Annotated in this window: 17 protein-coding genes; 10 read left to right on the forward strand and 7 right to left on the reverse strand. The window is 64.6% G+C overall.

Annotated features, from left to right (window positions below; translation table 11 throughout):
• Window positions 1-5: 5 nt before the first annotated feature.
• From hpnC to QNA11_RS17925, 6 genes are all read left to right on the forward strand, one after another.
• Complete coding sequence (hpnC, locus tag QNA11_RS17900; protein WP_283484056.1) at window positions 6-884, forward strand: squalene synthase HpnC; 879 nt, start codon at window positions 6-8, stop codon at window positions 882-884.
• Window positions 881-1,747, forward strand: coding sequence for a presqualene diphosphate synthase HpnD (gene hpnD, locus QNA11_RS17905; RefSeq protein WP_281930896.1), 867 nt, complete (start codon window positions 881-883; stop codon window positions 1,745-1,747). Before hpnC ends, hpnD begins: the two co-directional genes overlap by 4 nt.
• Window positions 1,744-2,985, forward strand: coding sequence for a hydroxysqualene dehydroxylase HpnE (hpnE, locus tag QNA11_RS17910; RefSeq protein WP_283484057.1), 1,242 nt, complete (start codon window positions 1,744-1,746; stop codon window positions 2,983-2,985). The genes hpnD and hpnE overlap by 4 nt, the downstream gene beginning before the upstream one ends.
• A gap of 336 nt (window positions 2,986-3,321) precedes the next feature.
• The gene (gene map / locus QNA11_RS17915; protein ID WP_283484058.1) at window positions 3,322-4,161 is read left to right on the forward strand and encodes a type I methionyl aminopeptidase; all 840 of its coding nucleotides are present in this window, start codon (window positions 3,322-3,324) and stop codon (window positions 4,159-4,161) included.
• Window positions 4,158-4,889 carry a RadC family protein gene (radC, locus tag QNA11_RS17920; RefSeq protein ID WP_283484059.1) on the forward strand — a complete coding sequence of 244 codons (732 nt, stop codon included), beginning with the start codon at window positions 4,158-4,160 and terminating at the stop codon, window positions 4,887-4,889. The genes map and radC overlap by 4 nt, the downstream gene beginning before the upstream one ends.
• A 256-nt stretch (window positions 4,890-5,145) precedes the next feature.
• Window positions 5,146-6,540 (forward strand): DHA2 family efflux MFS transporter permease subunit, encoded by a 1,395-nt coding sequence (locus QNA11_RS17925; RefSeq protein WP_283484060.1) that lies wholly within the window; start codon window positions 5,146-5,148, stop codon window positions 6,538-6,540.
• 235 nt (window positions 6,541-6,775) lie between these two features.
• On the opposite strand, the gene QNA11_RS17930 is transcribed toward QNA11_RS17925, so the two are convergent.
• From QNA11_RS17930 to QNA11_RS17960, 7 genes are all read right to left on the reverse strand, one after another.
• Window positions 6,776-7,498 carry an RlmE family RNA methyltransferase gene (locus QNA11_RS17930; RefSeq protein ID WP_283484061.1) on the reverse strand — a complete coding sequence of 241 codons (723 nt, stop codon included), beginning with the start codon at window positions 7,496-7,498 and terminating at the stop codon, window positions 6,776-6,778.
• A 209-nt stretch (window positions 7,499-7,707) separates the two neighbouring features.
• Window positions 7,708-9,801, reverse strand: coding sequence for an ABC transporter ATP-binding protein/permease (locus tag QNA11_RS17935; RefSeq protein WP_283484062.1), 2,094 nt, complete (start codon window positions 9,799-9,801; stop codon window positions 7,708-7,710).
• A gap of 90 nt (window positions 9,802-9,891) precedes the next feature.
• Entirely contained in the window at window positions 9,892-10,227 is a 336-nt protein-coding gene (locus tag QNA11_RS17940; protein ID WP_202072184.1) for an integration host factor subunit alpha, read from the reverse strand.
• Between the two features lie 219 nt (window positions 10,228-10,446).
• A complete protein-coding gene (locus QNA11_RS17945; RefSeq protein ID WP_283484063.1) occupies window positions 10,447-11,271 on the reverse strand; it encodes a carbon-nitrogen hydrolase family protein in 825 nt (274 codons plus the stop codon).
• A gap of 103 nt (window positions 11,272-11,374) precedes the next feature.
• Complete coding sequence (locus QNA11_RS17950; RefSeq protein WP_283484064.1) at window positions 11,375-11,989, reverse strand: TetR/AcrR family transcriptional regulator; 615 nt, start codon at window positions 11,987-11,989, stop codon at window positions 11,375-11,377.
• Window positions 11,986-15,108: an efflux RND transporter permease subunit gene (locus QNA11_RS17955; RefSeq protein ID WP_283484065.1), complete on the reverse strand. Its 3,123-nt coding sequence runs from the start codon at window positions 15,106-15,108 to the stop codon at window positions 11,986-11,988. Before QNA11_RS17955 ends, QNA11_RS17950 begins: the two co-directional genes overlap by 4 nt.
• A 12-nt stretch (window positions 15,109-15,120) precedes the next feature.
• Complete coding sequence (locus tag QNA11_RS17960; protein ID WP_202072188.1) at window positions 15,121-16,215, reverse strand: efflux RND transporter periplasmic adaptor subunit; 1,095 nt, start codon at window positions 16,213-16,215, stop codon at window positions 15,121-15,123.
• A 320-nt stretch (window positions 16,216-16,535) separates the two neighbouring features.
• On the opposite strand from QNA11_RS17960, the gene dnaK reads away from it, so the two are divergent.
• From dnaK to dnaJ, 4 genes are all read left to right on the forward strand, one after another.
• The gene (gene dnaK, locus QNA11_RS17965) at window positions 16,536-18,434 is read left to right on the forward strand and encodes a molecular chaperone DnaK (protein ID WP_281930916.1); all 1,899 of its coding nucleotides are present in this window, start codon (window positions 16,536-16,538) and stop codon (window positions 18,432-18,434) included.
• A 103-nt stretch (window positions 18,435-18,537) separates the two neighbouring features.
• The gene (locus QNA11_RS17970) at window positions 18,538-18,828 is read left to right on the forward strand and encodes a nucleotidyltransferase family protein (RefSeq protein WP_283484066.1); all 291 of its coding nucleotides are present in this window, start codon (window positions 18,538-18,540) and stop codon (window positions 18,826-18,828) included.
• A gap of 32 nt (window positions 18,829-18,860) precedes the next feature.
• Window positions 18,861-19,217 carry a HepT-like ribonuclease domain-containing protein gene (locus QNA11_RS17975; RefSeq protein ID WP_283484067.1) on the forward strand — a complete coding sequence of 119 codons (357 nt, stop codon included), beginning with the start codon at window positions 18,861-18,863 and terminating at the stop codon, window positions 19,215-19,217.
• Between the two features lies 1 nt (window position 19,218).
• Entirely contained in the window at window positions 19,219-20,337 is a 1,119-nt protein-coding gene (gene dnaJ, locus QNA11_RS17980; protein ID WP_283484068.1) for a molecular chaperone DnaJ, read from the forward strand.
• Window positions 20,338-20,576 lie beyond the last annotated feature (239 nt).

Below are 20,576 nucleotides of genomic sequence, written 5' to 3' on the forward strand. Positions count from 1 at the left end.
GCATTATGATCGAGATTGCCGATACAAGCTCCGGCAAGACGCACCGCGACGAGAATTTTCCCGTCGCCTCGGTGCTCATCGCGCCGCGCCATCGCGCGCCGATCCTGGCCTTCTATGATTTCGTGCGCGCGGCGGACGACATCTCCGACCATGCCACGCTGACGCCCGAGCAGAAGCTCGACCTCCTCGACCGGCTCGACGCCGCCCTCATCGGCAACGGCCCCGACGAGCCCGTCGCCGCAAGGCTGCGTGAGCAATGCCGCGAGCGCCGCCTAGATCCGCAGCACGCCCGCGATCTCATTGTCGCCTTCAAGCGCGACGTCACTTATCTGCGCTATCGCGATTGGGACGACCTCATCTATTACTGCCGCTACTCGGCGATGCCGGTCGGCCGCTTCGTCTGTGACGTGCATGGCGAAGACCCGGCGCGCGTCTGGGCCGCCAATGACGCGCTTTGCGCCGCCTTGCAGGTGATCAACCATTTGCAGGATTGCGCGAAGGACTATCGCAATTTGAACCGCGTCTACATCACCGCCGAGGCGTTTTCCGCCCATGGCGGGGCGGTCGAGATGCTGAACGAGGCGCGCGCGCCCGCGCCGCTTCTGGCCGCTATCCGCGACCTCAACGAGAAAACCGCCGCGCTGCTCGACGAGTCGCGCATTTTCGCCGATCTGATCGACGACACGCGGCTGGCGATGGAAGTCGGCGCGATTCAAACGCTCGCCGAGCGGCTCGTCTTGCGGTTGCGGATCGCCGATCCGCTGTGCGAGAAGGTGCATGAAGGCAAGCTCGGCTTTGCGCTCGCAGGCGCGATGGGCGCAGCCGGCGCCTTGATCCGGCGCATCTCCCGCCCGCGCCGCAAAACGGCGGATGTTCCCCAATGACCATCGAAAGCTTCAACGACATCGCGCCTTTGAACACGCAGCCCATCGCGGTCAAAAGCTCCTTTTATCTCGCCATGCGCATTCTGGAGCCGGCGCGGCGCGACGCCATGTTCGCCATCTATGCCTTCTGCCGCGCCGTGGATGACATCGCCGACGACGAAGGCGATCGCGAGGCGCGCCGCGAGGCGCTCGATCACTGGCGCTACGATCTCGACGAACTCTACGCCGGCCGCATCCGCCCGCGCAGCGCCTTCCTCGCCGATCCTGTCCGCCGCTACCGGCTCGATCGCGCCGATTTCGAGGCGATCATCGACGGCATGGCGATGGATGTCGAAGAAGACATTTGCGCGCCCGATTGGGAAACGCTCGAGCTTTATTGCGACCGCGTCGCGAGCGCCGTGGGGCGTCTGTCGGTGCGCGCTTTCGGCCTTGTCGAAGAAGACGAAGCCCAGTTGCCCACCGGCCCCAAGCTCCTCGCCTATCATCTCGGCCGCGCCCTGCAGCTCACCAATATCCTGCGCGACCTCGACGAAGACGCCGCCCGCGGACGGCTCTATCTGCCGCGCGAGGCGTTGGATGAGGCCGGCGTCACGACGCAGGCGCCGCACGCCGCCCTTGCGAGCCCGGCGCTCGATCAGGTCTGCGCGCCGGTGATGCAGCGGGCGCGCGAGCATTTCGAGCAGGCGGACCTCGTGATGGCGGGCCTGCCGAAGGCGGCGGTGAAGGCGCCTTATCTGATGGCCGCCGGCTACCGCTCCATCCTCGACGGCCTCACCACGCGCGGCTTCGCGCCGCCGCGCGCGCCCGTTCGGGTGTCCAAGCTGAAGCTCGTCGGCGCTCTGGTCCGGCACGCCTTTCTGTGAGCGGCGCGGTTCACATCATCGGAGCGGGGCTCGCCGGCCTTTCCTGCGCCGTGCGTCTTGCCGACGACGGCAAAAGCGTCAGGCTGTATGAAGCCGCGCGCATGGCGGGCGGGCGCTGCCGCTCCTATGTCGACGCGACGCTCGGCCTGACCATCGACAACGGCAACCATCTGCTGCTCTCGGGCAATACGGCCGCGCGCGATTATGGCGCGCGCATCGGCGCAGCCGACGCGCTGGTTGGCCCAGAACAGTGCGAATTCGACTTCCTGGATTTCGAGACGGGCCAGCGCTGGAAGCTGCGCCCCAACGAATCGAAGCTCCCCTGGTGGGTGTTCTTCGCCGACCGCCGCGTGCCGGGCACGGGACCGCTCGATTATCTCGACGCCGGCAGGCTGCTCTTTGCCAAGCGAGGCGCGACCATCGGCGCGACCATGCGTTGCGAGGGCCTGCTCTGGGAGAAGCTTTGGCGTCCGGTGATGCTCTCGGCGCTCAATATCGAGCCCAGCGAAGCCGCCGCCACGCTCGCCGGCGCCGTGCTGCGCGAGACGCTTGCGGCGGGCGGCGCGGCCTGCCGGCCACTTGTCGCCAAGGGCGGGCTCGGCCACGCCTTCATCGAGCCGGCGCTGCGCAAGCTGCAGGCGCAGGGCATTGAGCCGCGCTTTGGCGCGCGGCTGCGCGAGATCGTTTTCGACGGCGAGGGCGCCCGCGCGCTGCGCTTCGCGGACGAGGAGATTGCGCTCGGCGACGAGGATCGCGTCGTGCTGGCCGTGCCGGCCTGGATCGCTGAGGAGCTGATCCCGGGGCTCGTCGCGCCCGACGATCATCGCGCGATCCTCAATGTGCATTTCAAGGTCGCGCCGCCGTCCGGCCAGCCCTTGCTGCTCGGCATGGTGGGCTCGCTCTCCGAGTGGCTCTTCGCCTTCGACGATCGGCTCTCCGTCACGATCAGCGGCGCCGACCGGCTGATGGACGCGCCGCGCGAGGCTTTGGCCGAGAAAATCTGGGCCGAGGTCGCGACCGCGACCGGACTGCCGCGCGAACTGCCGCCCTGGCAGATCGTGAAGGAAAAGCGCGCGACCTTCGCCGCAACGCCCGCGCAGGAGGCGCGCCGTCCGGGAGCGCAGACGCAATGGCGCAATCTGTTCCTCGCGGGCGATTGGACCGCGACGGGGCTGCCGGCGACGATCGAGGGCTCGATCCGCTCGGGCTACAAGGCAGCGGCGCTCGCTGGGGCGTGAGCCCATCGCTCCCCCTTGCGGGCTACGCATGCACACGTCTTCCTGTCGCTTCCCACGTCATGGCCGGGCTTGTCCCGGCCATCCACGCCGCGCAGCCGCAGCGAATGCTGGGAATGGGACTCCAGAACCTCCAAAGCCCTGCAAGAACTTTACCCATAGTGATAACGCGTCTTGTTCGGATGTGCCCCTCGGCGTGGGTGGCCGGGACAAGCCCGGCCATGACGGCCCGGAGATCGTGTGACTCCTTCGGCCCTTCCGCGCCGTCCTTGCTTTGCGCGCCCAAATCACTACCTTGTCGATAACCATCGACCCCCGAAAACACGAAAACGAGCGCGTATGACCTTCATCGAGTCCCATCTCGCCCCCGCCGGCCGCAAGAGCGGTCAGATCAAGCTGCATGGGCCGGAAGATTTCGAGGGCATGCGCAAGGCCGGTCGGCTGACCGCCGAGGGCCTCGATATGCTCGTTCCTTACGTGAAGCCGGGCGTAACTACCCAATATCTCGACGACCTCGTCTTCGATTTCGCCGTCGCCAACGGCGCCTATCCGGCGCCGCTCGACTATCGCGGCTATCGCAAGTCGATCTGCACCTCGATCAACCATGTCGTCTGCCACGGCGTGCCGGACACTAAGCCGCTGCGCGAGGGCGACATCGTCAATATCGACCTGACCTTCATCGTCGACGGCTGGCATGGCGACGCGAGCCGGATGTTCGCCGTGGGCGAAATTCCCCGCAAGGCGCAGCGGCTGATCGACGTCACCTATGAATCGCTGCTGCGCGGCATTGCGGTCGTGAAGCCCGGCGCCACGACCGGCGACATCGGCGCCGCTATCCAGAAGTATGCCGAAAGCGAGCGCTGCTCCGTCGTGCGCGACTTCTGCGGCCATGGGCTCGGCCGCGTCTTCCACGACGAGCCGAATATTCTGCATTACGGCGAGCTGGGGCAGGGGGTTGAGCTACGTCCAGGCATGTTCTTCACCATCGAGCCGATGATCAATCTCGGCCGCCCGCAGGTGAAAATTCTTTCAGACGGCTGGACGGCGGTGACGCGCGACCGCTCGCTCTCGGCGCAATTTGAACATTCGATTGGCGTCACCGAAACGGGAGCGGAAATTTTCACGCTCTCCCCCAAAGGTCTCGACAATCCCTCGGCCGCGCCTCGCGCGGCCTCATGAAGCAGCCGAAGGGCAAGCCGGCAAAGAACGCGACGGCAGGCCTGGAGGAGGCGCAAGCCCCCCATTTCCACGGCCATCGCCAGCGCTTACGCGATCGCTTCATGGAGGGCGGCGACGCCGCCCTCGCCGATTACGAGCTAATGGAGCTGCTGCTTTTTCGCGCCATTCCACGGCGCGACGTGAAGCCGCTCGCCAAGGCGATCATCGAGCGCTTCGGCTCTTTTGCGGAGGCGGTCGCGGCGCGGCCCGAGCGTCTGCGCGAGATCGATGGCCTCTCCGAGGGCGCAATCGCCGAATTGAAGATCACCGAGGCTGCGGCGCGACGCCTCGCGCGCGGCGCGCTGGAGAAGCGCACCGTGCTCTCCTCCTTCTCCGCCGTGACCGATTACTGCCGCACCGCCATGGCCTATGCCGAGCGCGAGGAGTTCCGCATTCTCTTCCTCGACAAGCGCAACGCGCTTATCGCCGATGAAGTGCAGGGCGTCGGCACGGTGGACCACACGCCCGTCTATCCGCGCGAAGTGGTGCGCCGCGCGCTGGAGCTTGGCGCAAGCGCATTGATCCTTGCGCACAACCATCCCTCCGGCGATCCCACGCCGTCGACGGCGGATATTCGCATGACCAAGGACATTGTGGTCATCGCACAGCCGTTCGGCATCGCCGTGCATGATCATTTGATCGTTGGACGCAATGGGCAGACCAGCTTCAGGGGGCTGAAGCTGATTTGACAATTCCCGGCCCGACCTCCAAAGCGCGGGAAAGGCAGGCGCTCGGTTGAGCGGCAGTCTGGCATGGTTGGCGCCTGATACCTCCCCTTTATGGGGAGGTCGGTGGCCGAAGGCCACCGGGTGGGGTTCGCGCCGCGATGACGTCGTTGTGGCGTGCCCCACCCGACCCCGCTTTCGCGGGGCCACCCTCCCCGTAAAGGGGAGGGAGGAGCACACGCCCCAGAATTCGTGTTTCCCTCGCCGGAATAGGAAAGATTTGCCCGCCTTCGTCATCACCCCGCTGATCATCGCCACCGCGCTCTTCATGGAGCAGCTCGACGGCACGGTGCTCGCCACCGCTTTGCCGGCGATGGCGGCGGATTTGCACGAAGACCCGGTGGCGCTGAAACTCGCGCTCACCGCCTATCTCCTGTCGCTTGCGGTCTTCATCCCGCTGTCCGGCTGGGCGGCGGATAAATTCGGCGCGCGGCGCGTGTTTCGCGCGGCGATCGGCGTGTTCACGCTTGGCTCCATTCTCTGCGGCTTCTCCGACTCGCTCGCGGCGATCGTCGCGTCGCGTGTGGTGCAGGGGTTGGGCGGCGCCATGATGGTGCCGGTGGGGCGGCTTGTTTTGCTGCGCACGGCGCCGCGTCAGGAGATCGTGCGCGCCATGGCCTATCTGACCATTCCGGCCCTTGTCGGCCCGCTGATCGGCCCGCCGCTCGGCGGCTTTCTCTCCACCTATTTTCACTGGCGCTACATCTTCTGGATCAATGTGCCGATCGGCCTCATCGGCGCCGCGCTGACGACGCGCTTCATTCCCGATCTCTACGAAGAGAATGTGCGCCCGCTCGATGTGACGGGCGCCGCACTGTCGGGCGTGGGGCTCTCCTTCATCGTCTTCGGCTTCACGATTCTCGGGCGCGGCTTCGCGCCGCCGGTGGTGGTCGCGGCGGTCGTGGGCATCGGCGCCGCGGCGCTCTACGCCTATTTCGTTCATGCGCAACGCGCGGAACATCCGATCATCGATCTTGCGCTGCTACGCATCCCGACCTTTCGGGCGGCGATCTATGGTGGATTTCTCTTTCGCGTTGGGCTCGGCGCGGTTCCCTTTCTGCTGCCGCTGCTGCTGCAAGTTGGCTTTGAACTCAGCGCCTATGAATCGGGCATGCTGACCTTCGTCGCCGCCGCTGGCGCGATGGTCATGAAGACAACCGCGCAACCGATCTTGAAGCGCTTCGGCTTCCGCCGCGTGCTGATCGTGAATGCGCTGATCTGCGCGGGATTCCTCGCCGCCAACGGCTCTTTCACGCAGACAACGCCGCATTGGCTGATCATGGCGATGCTATTGGTCGGCGGTTTCTTCCGCTCGCTGGAGTTCACGGCGCTGAACGCGATTTGCTATGCCGACATTCCGCAGGAATCGATGAGCAATGCGACGAGCTTTGCGGCGGTCGGGCAGCAATTGTCGCTCTCGACCGGCGTCGCCATCGGTGCGGCCGCGCTGGAGACCGCGCGGGCGCTGCATGGCGGCGGGACGTTGATGGCGCTGGATTTCCCGCCGGCGTTTTTTGTGGTGGCGTCGATCTCGGCGGTATCGATCGTCAATTTTGTGCGCCTTGCGCCGAATGCGGGCGACGAGCTGACGGGGCGGAAGGCTTTGCGCGCCTGAAGGCGCGCGGTCCAAAGCGGCGCGGTCCACGGACCGCGCGCCTTCAGGCGCGCTCAGTTTGTTGACCTCCGAGGCGGCCTCGTCCTTCGAGACGCGAGCTTCGCTCGCTCCTCAGGATGAGGCCTAAGTGTTTTAAAGCAGATGCAGAAGCCCCTCATGCTGAAGAGCCTGCGCAGCAGGCGTCTCGAAGCACGAGGGGCGTCACCGTCACTTTGTCAGCAGTCTGCGCGCGCCTTCAGGCGCGCTTATCCTCCAGCTCTTCTCGCTTCCCCCGAAACCCCGTCGCCAGCACGTAAAGCTCCGCTGAATCCGCCCGGCTCGCGGCGGGCTTCACATGGCGCACGGCGGCAAAATCGCGCTTCAGGCGCGTGAGCAATTGCCCCTCGGTGCCGCCCTGCAGCACCTTGGCGACAAAGAATCCGCCCGGCGCCAGCACATCCATGGCGAAATCGGCGGCGAGCTCGGCCAGCGCGACAATGCGCAGATGGTCCGTCTGCTTATGCCCCGTGGCGTTGGCCGCCATGTCGGACATCACGCCGTCCGCCTCGCCGCCGAGCATTTCCTTGATGAAATCCGGCGCGTCTTCGTCGTTGAAGTCCTTGACGGCGAATTGCACGCCGGGGATCGGCTCCATGTCGAGGAGATCGACGCCGACGACTTTGCCTCTGCCGTCCTTGACCTTTACGCGGTCGGCGGCGATCTGCGACCAGCCGCCCGGCGCGGCGCCGAGATCGACGATGCGGGCGCCCGGTTTGAGGAGATGGTAGCGGTCGTCCATCTCGATGAGCTTATAGGCGGCGCGGGAGCGATAGCCCTCGCGCTTGGCGCGCGCGACATAGGGGTCGTTGAGCTGGCGCTCCAGCCAGAGGGTGGAGGAGAGCGAGCGCTTGCGCGCGGTCTTCACCCGCGTCTTCAGCGAGCGTCCGCCCTCGCGCCCCGATCCCTTGCCTTCGGCCATGTCCATTCGCTCCGCATGTCATTCCCGGCGCGCGAAGCGCGACCGGGAACCCAGAGGCAAGTAGCACAGTCTGGCGGGTTTTGCGCTGGATTCCAGATCAGACCTTCAGCCTGTGGGGAATATCGTCATTGCGAGCGAAGCGAAGCAATCCAGGGCCGCTATAGCTGCTCTGGATTGCTTCGTCGCTACGCTCCTCGCAATGACGGATACTACGCCAGCACTTTGTCGCGTGGCGCGAAGAGGCCGTCGGCGCCCGCTTCCATCTCGATCTGCCGGTCGTGGTAATCGAGCAGCGTCGAGCGGTGGCCGATCGAGACGATCGTCGTCTGCGGCAGTCGCTCGCGCAGCATGCGATAGATCTCGCCCTCCAGCTTCTCGTCGAGCGCCGAGGTCGCCTCGTCGAGGAACAGCCAATCGGGCTTGGCGAGAAGGGCGCGGGCGATGGCGACGCGCTGCTGCTCGCCGCCGGAAAGGCGCTGGCCCCAATTATTGCTTTCGTCCAGCCGCTCGACGAAGGGCGCCAGCCGCGCGGCGCGGAGCGCCTCTTCGATGTCGCCGCGCGCATAATCCTCGAGGTCCGCCGGATAGACGACCGCCTGGGCCAGCGTGCCCATCGGGATATAGGGGCGCTGCGGCGCGAGCATCACCCGCGCGCCCTGCGGCACGACGACCGAGCCCGCGGCATGCGGCCAGATGCCGGCGATGGCGCGGAACAGCGTCGATTTGCCCGAGCCTGACGGACCGGTGAGCAGGGCCGCCTGACGCGGCTCGAAGGCGAGCGCGTCGATATGGACGATGCGGCGACCGTCCGGCAGCGACAAAGTGAGGTCGTCGAGCGCCAGCCGATCGGAGGGCGCGCGGGAAACGACATGGGCGCGGGTCGCCTCGGCGGAATCGATCGCGGCGTCGAAAGAGGCGAGACGATCCAGCACGGATTTGTACTGCGCGAGCGAGGTGTAATAAGTGATGAAGAAGGTCAGCGCGCCTTCCACCCGCCCGAAGGCGCTCGCTGTTTGCGTCATCACGCCGAGCTGGATCTTCCCCGCGAAATAAAAGGGCGCGGTGATCACATAGGGAATGATCGGCGAGAGCTGGCCATAGGAAGCGGTGAAGCTCACCAATTGCTTGCGCTTGCGCACGATCCCCAGATAGTTGAACACGATTCCGCGGAAACGCTGCACCAGCGAGCCCTGCTCGGCGTGCTCGCCCGAGAGAAGCGCGACCTGCTCGCTATATTCGCGCAGGCGCGCGAGCGAGAAGCGGAAGTCGGCCTCGCGGCGTTGCTGCTCGAAGAAGAGCCCCGTCAGCGACCGGCCGATGAGATGCGTCACCACTGTGCCCAGAGAGGCGTAGGCGAGCGCAACCCAGAACAAGAAGCCGGGAATGTGAATATCCGTGCCGGGCAGCGGATAGGCGCCCGAAAGCCCCCATAGGACGAAGGCGAAGGAGACGAGCGAGCTCATCGTCGAGATGAGCAGGATCGAATAGGAATAGATGCCGTAGCCTTCCTCGCCGCCGTCGATGAAGCGGTTCACGTCTTCGGCGATGCGCTGATCCGGGTTGTCGGCGTCGCCGCCCGCCAGAGTCATGCCGTAATGCGTATGCGAGCTGAGCCAGCGCTCGATGTAATGCTCGGTGAGCCAGCGGCGCCAGCGAATGACCAGCATGGACTTCAGCACATATTCGATCACGGCGATGGCGACGTAAAAGAACGCCCATGGCGTGAAGACGAAGAGGAGCTGGCGCCAGAACTCCGCCGAGTTCTTCTCCTGGATGGCGTTGAACCAGTCGCGGTTGAAGAAGGAGAGGCGTACGGAGATGCCGACCTGCCCCTGATTGATCAGCACGAGAACGACGATCATCGCCGTCGCAATCGCCGCCTCTCCGGCCGTAAAGCGCGGGAAGGGCCAGACGCGGGCTTCTCCGCGATCGGGCGCGTCGAAATAAAGGTCCGCGATGCGCGTCATCTCCTGGACGACAGCGATGCGGGAGACGGCGTAGACGAGGATCGAGAATACCGCGACGGTGACCGCCATGCTCTCGGGCGGCGCGAAATCCGCGAGCGCCTGAGGCCACAGCTCCTCTGACTGGAGAAGCTTCGTGAGGCCGAAGACGATTGTTTCGGTCGAGAAGATCGCGGCGAAAATCTTCATGAAGGTCGACATCTCGGCCCCGCGCCAGGTAGTGACGGCGCAGAGTCCGGCGGCGACGGCGAGGATGAAGAGATCGGCGTCCGCCCTATGCGCGCCGACCAGCGCGGCAAGAACGGCGAAGGCGGCGACGGCCGCGCTCAGTTTTCGCATCTTTGGCCCTTTGAAGGAATGGCGGCGTCAGCGCGCGCAGGCGCGGACGCAATAACGCTCCCCTCACCTATGCACGGCCGGCGCGACTTCTCAATCTTCCTCTATGGGAATGATGGCGTCGCCGTTCACATGCGCGACAAGCACGGGAGACGCTTTGAAAGTGAGCACGCGGCGCGGCGTAATTGTGGCCTCGACGCCGGTTTTTGGATTACGGCCCACGCGCTCCCGCTTGGAGCGCACGTTGAAGGTGCCGAATGAACGCAGTTTGACCGGCTCGCCGCGCAGCAAAGCCTCGCCGATCTCCTCGAATGTGGCGTCGAGAATTTTGCGCGCTTCCGCACGGGATAGTGTGGGGCAGCAGCTATAGACGGCCTCCCGCAAAGAGGCGCGCGTCAACGTGTTGCCTGGGTCGATTTTTCTTACCATGCGGGACGAACACGAAAGCGAGCGTCGGTCACATCATTTCGGATCGGCGTAGACACGCTATTCCTCTAATTTCAGGCCAACGCGACGAAACTGATTATTTTCGCAAGCAGAACAGCTTACGAGGCCATATAGTAATCAAAAATCAGAGGGATGCAAGGCCGTGGCGCCGCTTCGCCACATTTATGGGGCCACGGCGCCGCACAACCTCAGCCGATTCGGCTAAACCGCCAGCTTCACCCTATGCTGCGCGACGGGAATCATCGCCCGGACCTTGCGGATGCGATCCACGTCGACGTGGGTGGAGACGAGGCCCGGACCGTCCGACGCCTTGGCCACGACATGGCCCCACGGGTCGGCGATCAGCGAATTGCCATAGGTGAAGCGCGTTTCATGGCCGGCCTTATGGGCGCCGGTCTGCCCCGGCGCGCAGAAATAGGTTTGCGTTTCGATGGCGCGGGCGCGGCAGAGCACTTCCCAATGGTCCTTGCCGGTGACGAGGGTGAACGCCGACGGCAGCGCGATGAGATCGGCGCCCTTTTCGGAGAGCGCCTGGAACAGATAGGGGAAGCGCAGATCGTAGCAGATCGCGCAGCCGACCGTGACGCCTTCGCAGTCATAGGTCACAACCTCGTCGCCGGGCTTGAAGGCGGCGCTCTCGTGATATTTCGCGCCGTCCGGCGCGGTGATGTCGAACATATGGATTTTGCGGTAGCGCGCGACTTCCTTGCCGTCGCGGTCGAAGGCGACGCTGGTGTTGTGGAGCCGCTCTTCGCCCGCAATCCGCTCGAGGATCGAGCCAGCGTGGATGAAAACCTTATGCTCGCGCGCCAGAGCGCGGCACATCTCATAGGCGGGGCCGCCGGGCAACTCCTCGGCCGCCGCCATTTTCTCCGCGCGCGAGCCGCCGATGAAGTCGAAAACTTCGGGCAGGCAGATCCAGTCCGGCTTTTCCTGGGAGACGGCCCGCTCGATGAGGGCGCGGGCGGCGGCGAGATTGGCTGCCTTGTCGCCAATCGAATTCATCTGAACCAGTGTGACTTTCATTACCGCTCTGCTGTTTTCCTGAAGCCGCGCGGCGGCGCGTCTCTACCCGAATATGACATTCTATACAGGCGCCGCGGGCGGCGTATAGGCTAAATCCTCGCCGTCACAAGCCCACGCCCGCGCGTAAGGCCGTGAGGCAGAAATCGACCATTTCCGCGCTCGTTGGATGCGGGCGGTGTGCGAATTCGACCATCAGGTGGGGATGGCAAAAACGCACGCAGGCGGTGCGAACGAGCTTGCTGGCGAGCTTGGCGTCGCCCTTGGCGAATTCGCCACTTTCCATGCCCGACGCGATGATCCGCTCATAGATCGCGTCCAGCCGGTCGATATGGTCGTCGATCAAAGGCCAATGTTCGTTCAGCGCCGCCTCGACCATCTCGTGCAGCTTGCGATCGGCCAAATAGCGTTCGGCGTTCATGGCTTCGCTCGCCAGCACCAGCGTCCGCAGCCGCTCGGCGGCGGGGCCCGGCCCAGAGGCGAGGCGCTCGGCGGCCGCCTCCACTTCCCCCATCAACTGGCGGGCGACGGCCATATGGATCTCCGACTTGGAGCCGAAGAAGCGATAGACATTCGCCGGCGACATGCGCAGCTCGCGCGCAATATCGGCCACTGTCGTCTTCTGAAAGCCGATCTCGCGAAAGAGACGCTCGGCTGTCGCGACGATCCGCGCGCGCTGCTCGTTCTCGCGTGCGTTGGGGGCGTCTTCGACTGCGCTCATTCCGCCGCCTCGCCGATGAATCCGGCGGGGAGGGCCGCTTCATCCGGCGCCGCGAGCTTGGCGCCCTCGTCGAGATGCTTGCGGAACCAGATCGCATAGAGCGCCGGCAGGAACAGCACGGTGAGGAAGGTCGCGACGAACAGGCCGCCCATGATGGTCAGCGCCATCGGCCCCCAAAAGGCCGAATGCGACAGCGGGATCATGGCGAGAATCGCGGCGAGCGCCGTCAGCGCCACCGGACGCACGCGACGCACCGTCGCGCCGATGATCGCCTCGCGATAATTGGCGCCGCTTTCGAGGTCCTGCCGCACCTGGTCGACGAGGATGATCGAATTGCGCATGTCCATCCCTGAAAGCGCGATAAGGCCGAGAAGCGCCACGAAGCCGAAGGGCGCATGCGCCAGATTCAACGCGAGCGAGGCGCCGATAAGGCCGAGCGGCGCGCTCATCATGACAAGCGCGACGCGCGTGAAGTCCTGGAGCTGGAACATCACGATGGTCAGCATGGCGAGGCCGACGATGGGGAAGACCGCGAAGATCGAGGTGTTGCCTTTGGCCGATTCCTCGATGGCTCCGCCCATCTCCATCCGATAGCCTTGCGGCAACTGATCGCGGATTTCGGCGAGCTTCGGCCAAAGGCGCGTCGAGACGTCGGGCGCCTGCACGCCGTCCTTGACGCCCGAGCGGACCGTGATGTTCATGTTGCGATTGCGCCGCCAGAAAATCGGCTCCTCGTGCTCATAGACAATCTTGGCGACCTGCGAGACCGTCACCGGCTTGCCGTCGCGCGAATAGACGACCATATCGCCCAGCCGCCCAAGGTCGCCGCGCTCGCCGGCCTCGGCGCGCGCTACGACGTCGATCTGGTCGATGCCGTCACGCAGCGTCGTGACGGTGACGCCCGAGATCACCATGCGCAGGCGATTGGAGACGTCCTGCGGCGTCACGCCGAGAAGACGGGCGCGATCCTGATCGATGACGAGCCGCACGCTTGGCGTCTGCTCGTTCCACGAGAGATGCGGATCGTCGACGCCCTCGTCCGTCGCCATCACGTCGCGCACCTGATAGGCGATGGCGCGCACCTTTTCGGGATCGTCGCCAATGATGCGGAACTGCACGGGGAAGCCTGTCGGCGGGCCGTAGCTGAAGCGTTCGACGCGGGCGCGCGCTTGCGGCACGGCGCCATTGGCGATCGCCGCCTCGATCTTTTTCTTCAACCGTTCGCGCGCCGCAATGTCCTTCGCGACGATGACAATCTCGGAATAGGCTTCGTTCGGCAGTTGCGGATTGAGGCCGAGCCAGAAGCGCGGCGGTCCTTGGCCGATATAGCTCGTGTAGAAGGCCGCGTCGGGATCGTCCTTGATGAGCGCCTCGGCTTGCCGCGCCGCTTCCGAAGAGGCGCTGATCGAGGAGCCCTCCGGCAGCCGCAGTTGGAAGAAGAGCTCCAGCCGCTCGGCATAGGGAAAGAACTGCTTCTGCACGACGATCATGCCGAGAATCGCCAGAGCGAAGACGCCCGCCGTCGAGGCGATCACGAGAAGCCGGTGGTCCACCGCCCAAGTGACGAGCGCCCGCAGACGTTTGTAGAACGGCGTGCGATAGATCTCGTCCGGATCATGCGCGGCATGCCCCTTGCCGAAATCGGGCAGGAGCTTCACGCCGAGAAAGGGCGTGAACATGACCGCGACGACCCAGGACGCGAGAAGGGCGATGAGCAGCACCCAGAACATGGAGCCCGTATATTCGCCGACCGCGGAATTGGCGAAGCCTACAGGCAGAAATCCCGCTGCGGTGATGAGCGTGCCGCTCAGCATGGGAAAGGCGGTCGACTCCCAGGCAAAGGTCGCGGCCTTGATGCGGCTGTAGCCTTGCTCCATTTTCACCATCATCATCTCGACCGCGATGATGGCGTCGTCGACGAGAAGGCCGAGCGCGATGATCAGCGCGCCGAGAGAGATGCGCTGAAGATCGACGCCGATCAGATTCATGAAGATGAACACGAAGGCGAGCACCAGCGGCACCGAGAGCGCGACAACGATGCCCGTGCGAAAGCCCAGTGAAACGAAGCTGACGCCGAGAACGATGACGAGCGCTTCGAGGAAGGATCTGGTGAACTCGCCAACCGCGTCCTCGACGACCTTCGGCTGATCCGCGATCTGGTCTATGTCGATCCCGATCGGAAGCTTCGCGCGAATCTCGTCGACGGCGGCCGTCACAGCCTTGCCGAATTTGAAGACATTGCCGCCCTTCGCCATGACGGCGCCGACGACGAGCGCGGGCTGGCCCTTGTAGCGCGCAAGAAATGACGGCGGGTCCTCGAAGCCCGCATAGACATTGGCGATGTCGCCCAGCCGGATCACTTTTCCATTCGCCGGAACGGGAATGGCGGCGATTGCGTCGGAGCCTTTCAACTCTTCCGTGACCTGGATGCGGACGCGATTGGAGGAGGTCTCGAAGACGCCGGCGTCGTTCACGGCGTTCTGCTTGGCGAGCGAGTCGAAAATCGCCTGCGGCTCGACGCCGAGATTGGCGATTTTGGCTTCGTTGAACTCAACGAAAATGCGCCGTAGCTGCTCGCCATAGACATCGACCTTCACGACGTCCGGCGTCTCGATGAGCCGCTGGCGCAGCGCTTCGACGACCTTGTCCAGCATATTATAATCGGCGCCGTCGCCAGTGACGGCGTAGAGCACGGCGTCGACGTCGCCATATTCGTCGTTGACCAGCGGCCCTTGCACCCCTGCCGGCAGATCGCCCTTGATGTCGTTGAGCTTCTTGCGGAGCTGATAGAAGAGCTGGGGAATCTCCTTCGGCGGCGTATTATCCTTGAAGGTCACCTGCATCGCCAGGAAGCCCGGCTTCGTGTAGGTGTCGATCTTCTCGAGATAGGGCAGCGTCTGAAGCTTCTTTTCGTAGAGATCCGCAACCTGGTCGCGCATCTCGTTCGCCGTCGCTCCCGGCCACAGCGCAGTGACATTCGCCACCTTGATCGTGAAGGACGGATCCTCCGCGCGACCGAGACGCAAATAGGAGTAGCCGCCTGCGACGGCGATCGCCAGCATCAGGAAGAGCATGAGGGCCGGCCGCGAGACCGCCCATTTCGACAGGTTGAAGCCCATGGCGCCGGTCTCCTAAAGCGACTGGCGCGTCATGACGCGCACTTTCCGGCCGGCTTCCAGCTTGTGGACGCCGAGCATGACGATCTGGTCTTTTTCGGAGATTTCCCCCGCGACCAACGCCGCATCCGAGGCGTAGCGGATGAGCTTGACCGGGGCGAGCTTCAGGCGGCCGTCGGCCTCGACCTTCCAAACCGAGGGGCCGTCGCCCTGATTATAGAGGGCCGAGAGCGGCACGCTCATAACGGTCTGGGAGCCAGGGGCCGCGATGGCGAGCGTCGCGCTCATGCCGAGTTGCACCGCCTGGTCGGGGTCGAGGATCGAATATCGCGCGGCGAAGGTGCGCGTCGCGGCGTCGGCGGCGGGGCTCAGCTCGCGAAGCTTCGCCTGATAGGTCTTCCCCTTGTTGGACCATAGCGTCAGCGTCGCTGTCCCTTTGTCGGCCAGCGGGACGAAATCTTCGGGCAGCGCGACCGCCGCCTCGAGCTCTCCGGAATGAGCGAGCTTGATCGCCGTCTGCCCGGCAATCATGACCTGACCCGGCTCGACCAGTGTTTGAGTCACCACGCCGTCGCCGTCGGCGCGAAGGGTCGCGTATTCGAGCGAGTTGCGCGCCAGCTCCAGCGCGCGCTCGGCCCGTTGCTGGCGTCCGCGCGCCTCCTGCGCGGCGGCGCGAATGCGATCGAGCGCCGCGTCGGTCGTCCAGCCGTTCTTGCGCAAGGCAAGCGCGCGCTTCTCGTCGCCTTGCGCCTGCGCCAGGACCATTTTGGCGGCGGCAAATTCGGCTTCGGCCTGCTCCGCCTGGAGCTTGAGGTCGTTTTCGTCCAGCGCCGCCAGGGGGGCGCCGGCCTTCACCTTTTGGCCGGCCTGAACGAAACGCTTCACAACCTTGCCGGTGACGCGGAAACCGAGGTCCGATTCGACGCGCGGGCGGATGGTCGCGACAAAATCCCGCGGCTGCGACTGCGCCGCGAGCCGCGGCTGAGCGACAAGCACGGGCCTATCATTGGACGCGTCGCCCGCCTGGTCGTGACGCTCGCAGGCCGCGAGCCCGAGCGCGACGATAAGTCCAGCAACCGCCGAAGGAATTGATGAATGAAGCTTGGCCATTGTATGAAGGGAGCCTCCGCTCGCCTGGAGGAGTAACGTCTGATGAATTTCAATATTCATCACTCGTCACGCGCGGTCAAGCCCTGACGGGCGGCGAACGGTCAGAATCTTGCTAGCGCCCTGAGCGCCGGCTCCATGCCGCTTGTCGAGGAGGATTCCTTCTTCTATATGCGGCCAACCCTTGCGGCAGGCTCGGGCGAACACAATCTTGGGGAACGATAGCGCTTCTGGATCGCGCGGCGGGCTCATGGCGAGCCGCTGTCCAAGAGCGTCGAAGGGACCGCTTCGGGGTCCAAATTCGAAAGCGAAAGGAACGACATATGGCCAAAATTATCGGCATCGACCTCGGCACGACCAACTCCTGCGTGGCCGTCATGGAAGGGTCGAGCCCCAAAGTCATTGAGAACGCCGAAGGCGCGCGCACGACCCCCTCGATCGTCGCCTTCACCGACGACGGCGAGCGCCTGGTCGGCCAGCCGGCGAAGCGTCAGGCGGTGACGAACCCCGACAAGACCTTCTTCGCCATCAAGCGCCTCATCGGCCGCACCTTCGAAGACCCGATGACCAAGAAGGACATCGGCCTCGTCCCCTATAAGATCGTGAAGGCCAATAACGGCGACGCCTGGGTGGAAGCCGCGGGCAAGCAATATTCGCCCTCGCAGATTTCGGCCTTCATCCTGCAGAAAATGAAGGAGACGGCGGAGGCCTATCTCGGCTCGACCGTCACGCAGGCCGTCATCACGGTTCCCGCCTACTTCAACGACGCCCAGCGTCAGGCCACCAAGGACGCCGGCAAGATCGCGGGCCTCGAGGTTCTGCGAATCATCAACGAGCCGACGGCGGCGGCGCTCGCCTATGGCCTCGACAAGAAGCAGTCGGGCACGATCGCGGTTTACGACCTCGGCGGCGGCACCTTCGACGTCTCGGTTCTCGAGATCGGCGACGGCGTCTTCGAGGTGAAGTCGACGAATGGCGACACCTTCCTCGGCGGCGAGGACTTCGACAATCGGCTCGTTGAATATCTGGCCAGTGAGTTCAAGAAAGAGCAGGGCATCGACCTTACCAAGGACAAGCTCGCCCTGCAGCGTCTGAAGGAAGCGGCCGAAAAGGCGAAGATCGAGCTCTCCTCCGCCACGCAGACCGAGATCAACCTGCCTTACATCACCGCCGACGCCACGGGTCCGAAGCATCTAACCCTGAAGCTGACGCGCGCGAAGTTCGAGGCGCTGGTCGACGATCTGATCCAGCGCACCGTCGAGCCCTGCAAGAAGGCGCTCAAGGACGCCGGCCTCACGGCGGCCGAGATCGACGAAGTGGTGCTCGTCGGCGGCATGACCCGCATGCCGAAGGTGCAGGAAGTCGTGAAGCAGTTCTTCGGCAAGGAGCCCCATAAGGGCGTCAACCCGGACGAAGTCGTCGCCATCGGCGCGGCGGTCCAGGCGGGCGTTCTGCAGGGCGACGTGAAGGACGTGCTGCTGCTCGACGTGACCCCGCTGTCGCTCGGCATCGAGACGCTCGGCGGCGTGTTCACGCGCCTCATCGACCGGAACACGACCATCCCGACCAAGAAGAGCCAGGTGTTCTCGACCGCTGAAGACAATCAGCAGGCCGTGACCATCCGCGTCTTCCAGGGCGAGCGCGAAATGGCGGCGGACAATAAGCTGCTCGGCCAGTTCGACCTGATGGGCATTCCGCCGTCCCCGCGCGGCATGCCGCAGATCGAGGTGACCTTCGACATCGACGCCAACGGCATCGTGAACGTCACGGCGAAGGACAAGGCCACCAACAAGGAGCAGCAGATCCGCATCCAGGCCTCTGGCGGTCTGTCGGACGCCGACATCGACAAGATGGTCAAGGACGCCGAGCTGCACGCGACCGAGGACAAGAAGCGCCGCGAGCTGGTCGACGCCAAGAACCATGCCGAAGCCGGAATCCATACGGCAGAGAAGGCCGTGGCCGATTACGGCGACAAGGTCTCCGGCGCCGACAAGAGCGCGATCGAGGCGGCAATCGCGTCGCTGAAGAGCGCGCTCGAAGGCGATGATGTCGAGGCCATCAAGGCCAAGACCAATGAGCTGGCGCAGGCCTCGATGAAGCTCGGCGAGGCGATGTACAAGGCCCAGCAGGCCGACGCGACCGGCGCCGGCGCAGCCGAGGCCCCCAAGGACGACGTGATCGACGCCGAGTTCAAGGACGTCGGCGACGACCACAAGAAGTAAGCGCGCTCTGGCCTCGAGCGGCCGGATGCGCTAGCCAACGGGGAAGCCCGGCGCGAGAGCGCCGGGTTTCGTTGCATCCAAGTGAGGCCAGGGAAGGCCCCGAATGAGACCCTCCGCGGCGCTTGAATTACATCGCGAAGCTGTCCGGGCGGCGGTGACTCGCTACCGCACGGCCAATCCGCGCGTGTTCGGCTCCGTTCTGTATGGGGAGGATCACGAGGGCAGCGACATCGACATTCTGGTCGATGCGCTCCCGGGAGCGACCCTGTTCGATCTTGGCGGCCTGCAAATGGACCTGCAGGGTATTCTGGGCGTGCGAGTTGATCTGCTGACGCCGCAGGAACTGCCCAAGCGCATTCGCGCCCAGGTGATCTCCGAGGCGGAGCCGATATGAGGGACCGGAACGTCTTCCTCGTCCTTGACCAAATGTTGGAGGCGGGACGGCGCGCCACGTCCTTTTTAGAGGGAATGCAAGAACAGGATTTTCTCGCCGATGTCCGAACGCAGCAAGCGGTCGCCATGAGCCTTCTCATCATCGGCGAGGCGGCGACGCGGCTCGGGCGAGATCACCGGGAGTTTATCGCGGCTCATCCTAACCTGCCGTTGCAACACATGGTTGGATTGCGCAATCGGATCGCCCACGGCTATACCGAGCTGAACTTTCGCGTCATTTGGCAAACAGTGCTGTCAGACGTGCCGGAATTGCTTTGTCGCCTCGATACGATTTATGAGGCTGCTGGAGAGCAATTAGGCGGCGCGCCGAACGGACCAACCGAAGACTAAAATGTCCAAACGCGATTATTACGAAGTCCTCGGCATCTCGAAGACCGCGACGGAAGTCGAGATGAAAATCGCCTTTCGCAAGATGGCGATGCAATGCCATCCGGACCGCCATCCCGGCGATGCGGAGGCGGAGGCGCGCTTCAAGGAATTGAACGAGGCCTATCAGACCCTCACCGATCCGCAGAAGCGCTCGGCCTATGACCGCTTCGGCCACGCCGCCTTCGAGCGGGGCGGCATGGGGGGCTTTGGCGCGTCGGAAGGCTTCGGCGCCTCCATGGCCGATATTTTCGAGGATCTCTTCGGCGACGTCATGGGGCGGCGCGGCCGCTCTGGCGGGCGCGAGCGCGGCTCCGACCTGCGCTACAATATGGAGATCACGCTGGAGGAGGCCTATCACGGCAAGACCGCCTCGCTCCAGATTCCGACCTCGGCGACCTGCGAAGCCTGCGCCGGCACGGGCGCCAAGAAGGGCTCCAAGCCCAAGACCTGCACCACTTGCGCCGGCCATGGCCGCGTGCGCGCGCAGCAGGGCTTCTTCGCCATCGAACGCACCTGCCCGACCTGTCAGGGGCGCGGCGAGATCATCGAGAATCCCTGCCCCTCCTGCTCGGGCTCGGGCCGCAAGACTGTGGAGCGCTCGCTCTCCGTCAATGTGCCGCCGGGCGTCGAGGACGGGACCCGCATTCGCCTTGCGGGCGAGGGCGAGGCCGGCATGCGCGGCGGGCCGCCCGGCGACCTCTACATTTTCCTTTCCGTGAAGCCGCACCCCTTCTTCCAGCGCGACGGCGCCGACCTTTATTGCCGCGTGCCGATCTCGATGGTCCGCGCCGCGCTGGGCGGCGAGATCAAGGTCCATGCGCTCGACGGCTCGGAGGTCAAGATCAAGGTGCCGGAGGGCGCCCAGTCCGGCCGGCAGATCAAGGCCAAGAGCAAGGGCATGCCCGTCCTGCGTGGGCGCGACCACGGCGATTTGCATGTGCAGCTCAGCGTCGAGACCCCGCAGAAGCTCACAAAGCGGCAGAAAGAGCTCTTGGCGGAGTTCGAGAAGGAATCCTCGCACGAGACGCATCCCGAGGAGCATGGTTTCTTCGCGCGGATGAAGGATTTGTTCGGGGGGTAGAGCAGGGCGAGACGCGCCATATCTGGCTGCCCGTTGTGCGCGACTTTGGCGCGCTTGCGCGTCCGCTTCTTCGGCAGAAACGACAGTTGATCATAGCTGCACTGGGAAGCACGCGACCGCTCCAGTCCTTGCCAGTAGCTTAGCCGTTTGTTATAGGCTTTCCAGTTCTCAAGCGCGCCAGAATATCTAAGCAGACAAGCGGCCACCAGTCTGCGAGCGACTTATTTGTGTCGGTATTT

Source organism: Methylocystis sp. JR02, assembly GCF_030063565.1.
Classification (GTDB): Bacteria; Pseudomonadota; Alphaproteobacteria; order Rhizobiales; family Beijerinckiaceae; genus Methylocystis; species Methylocystis iwaonis.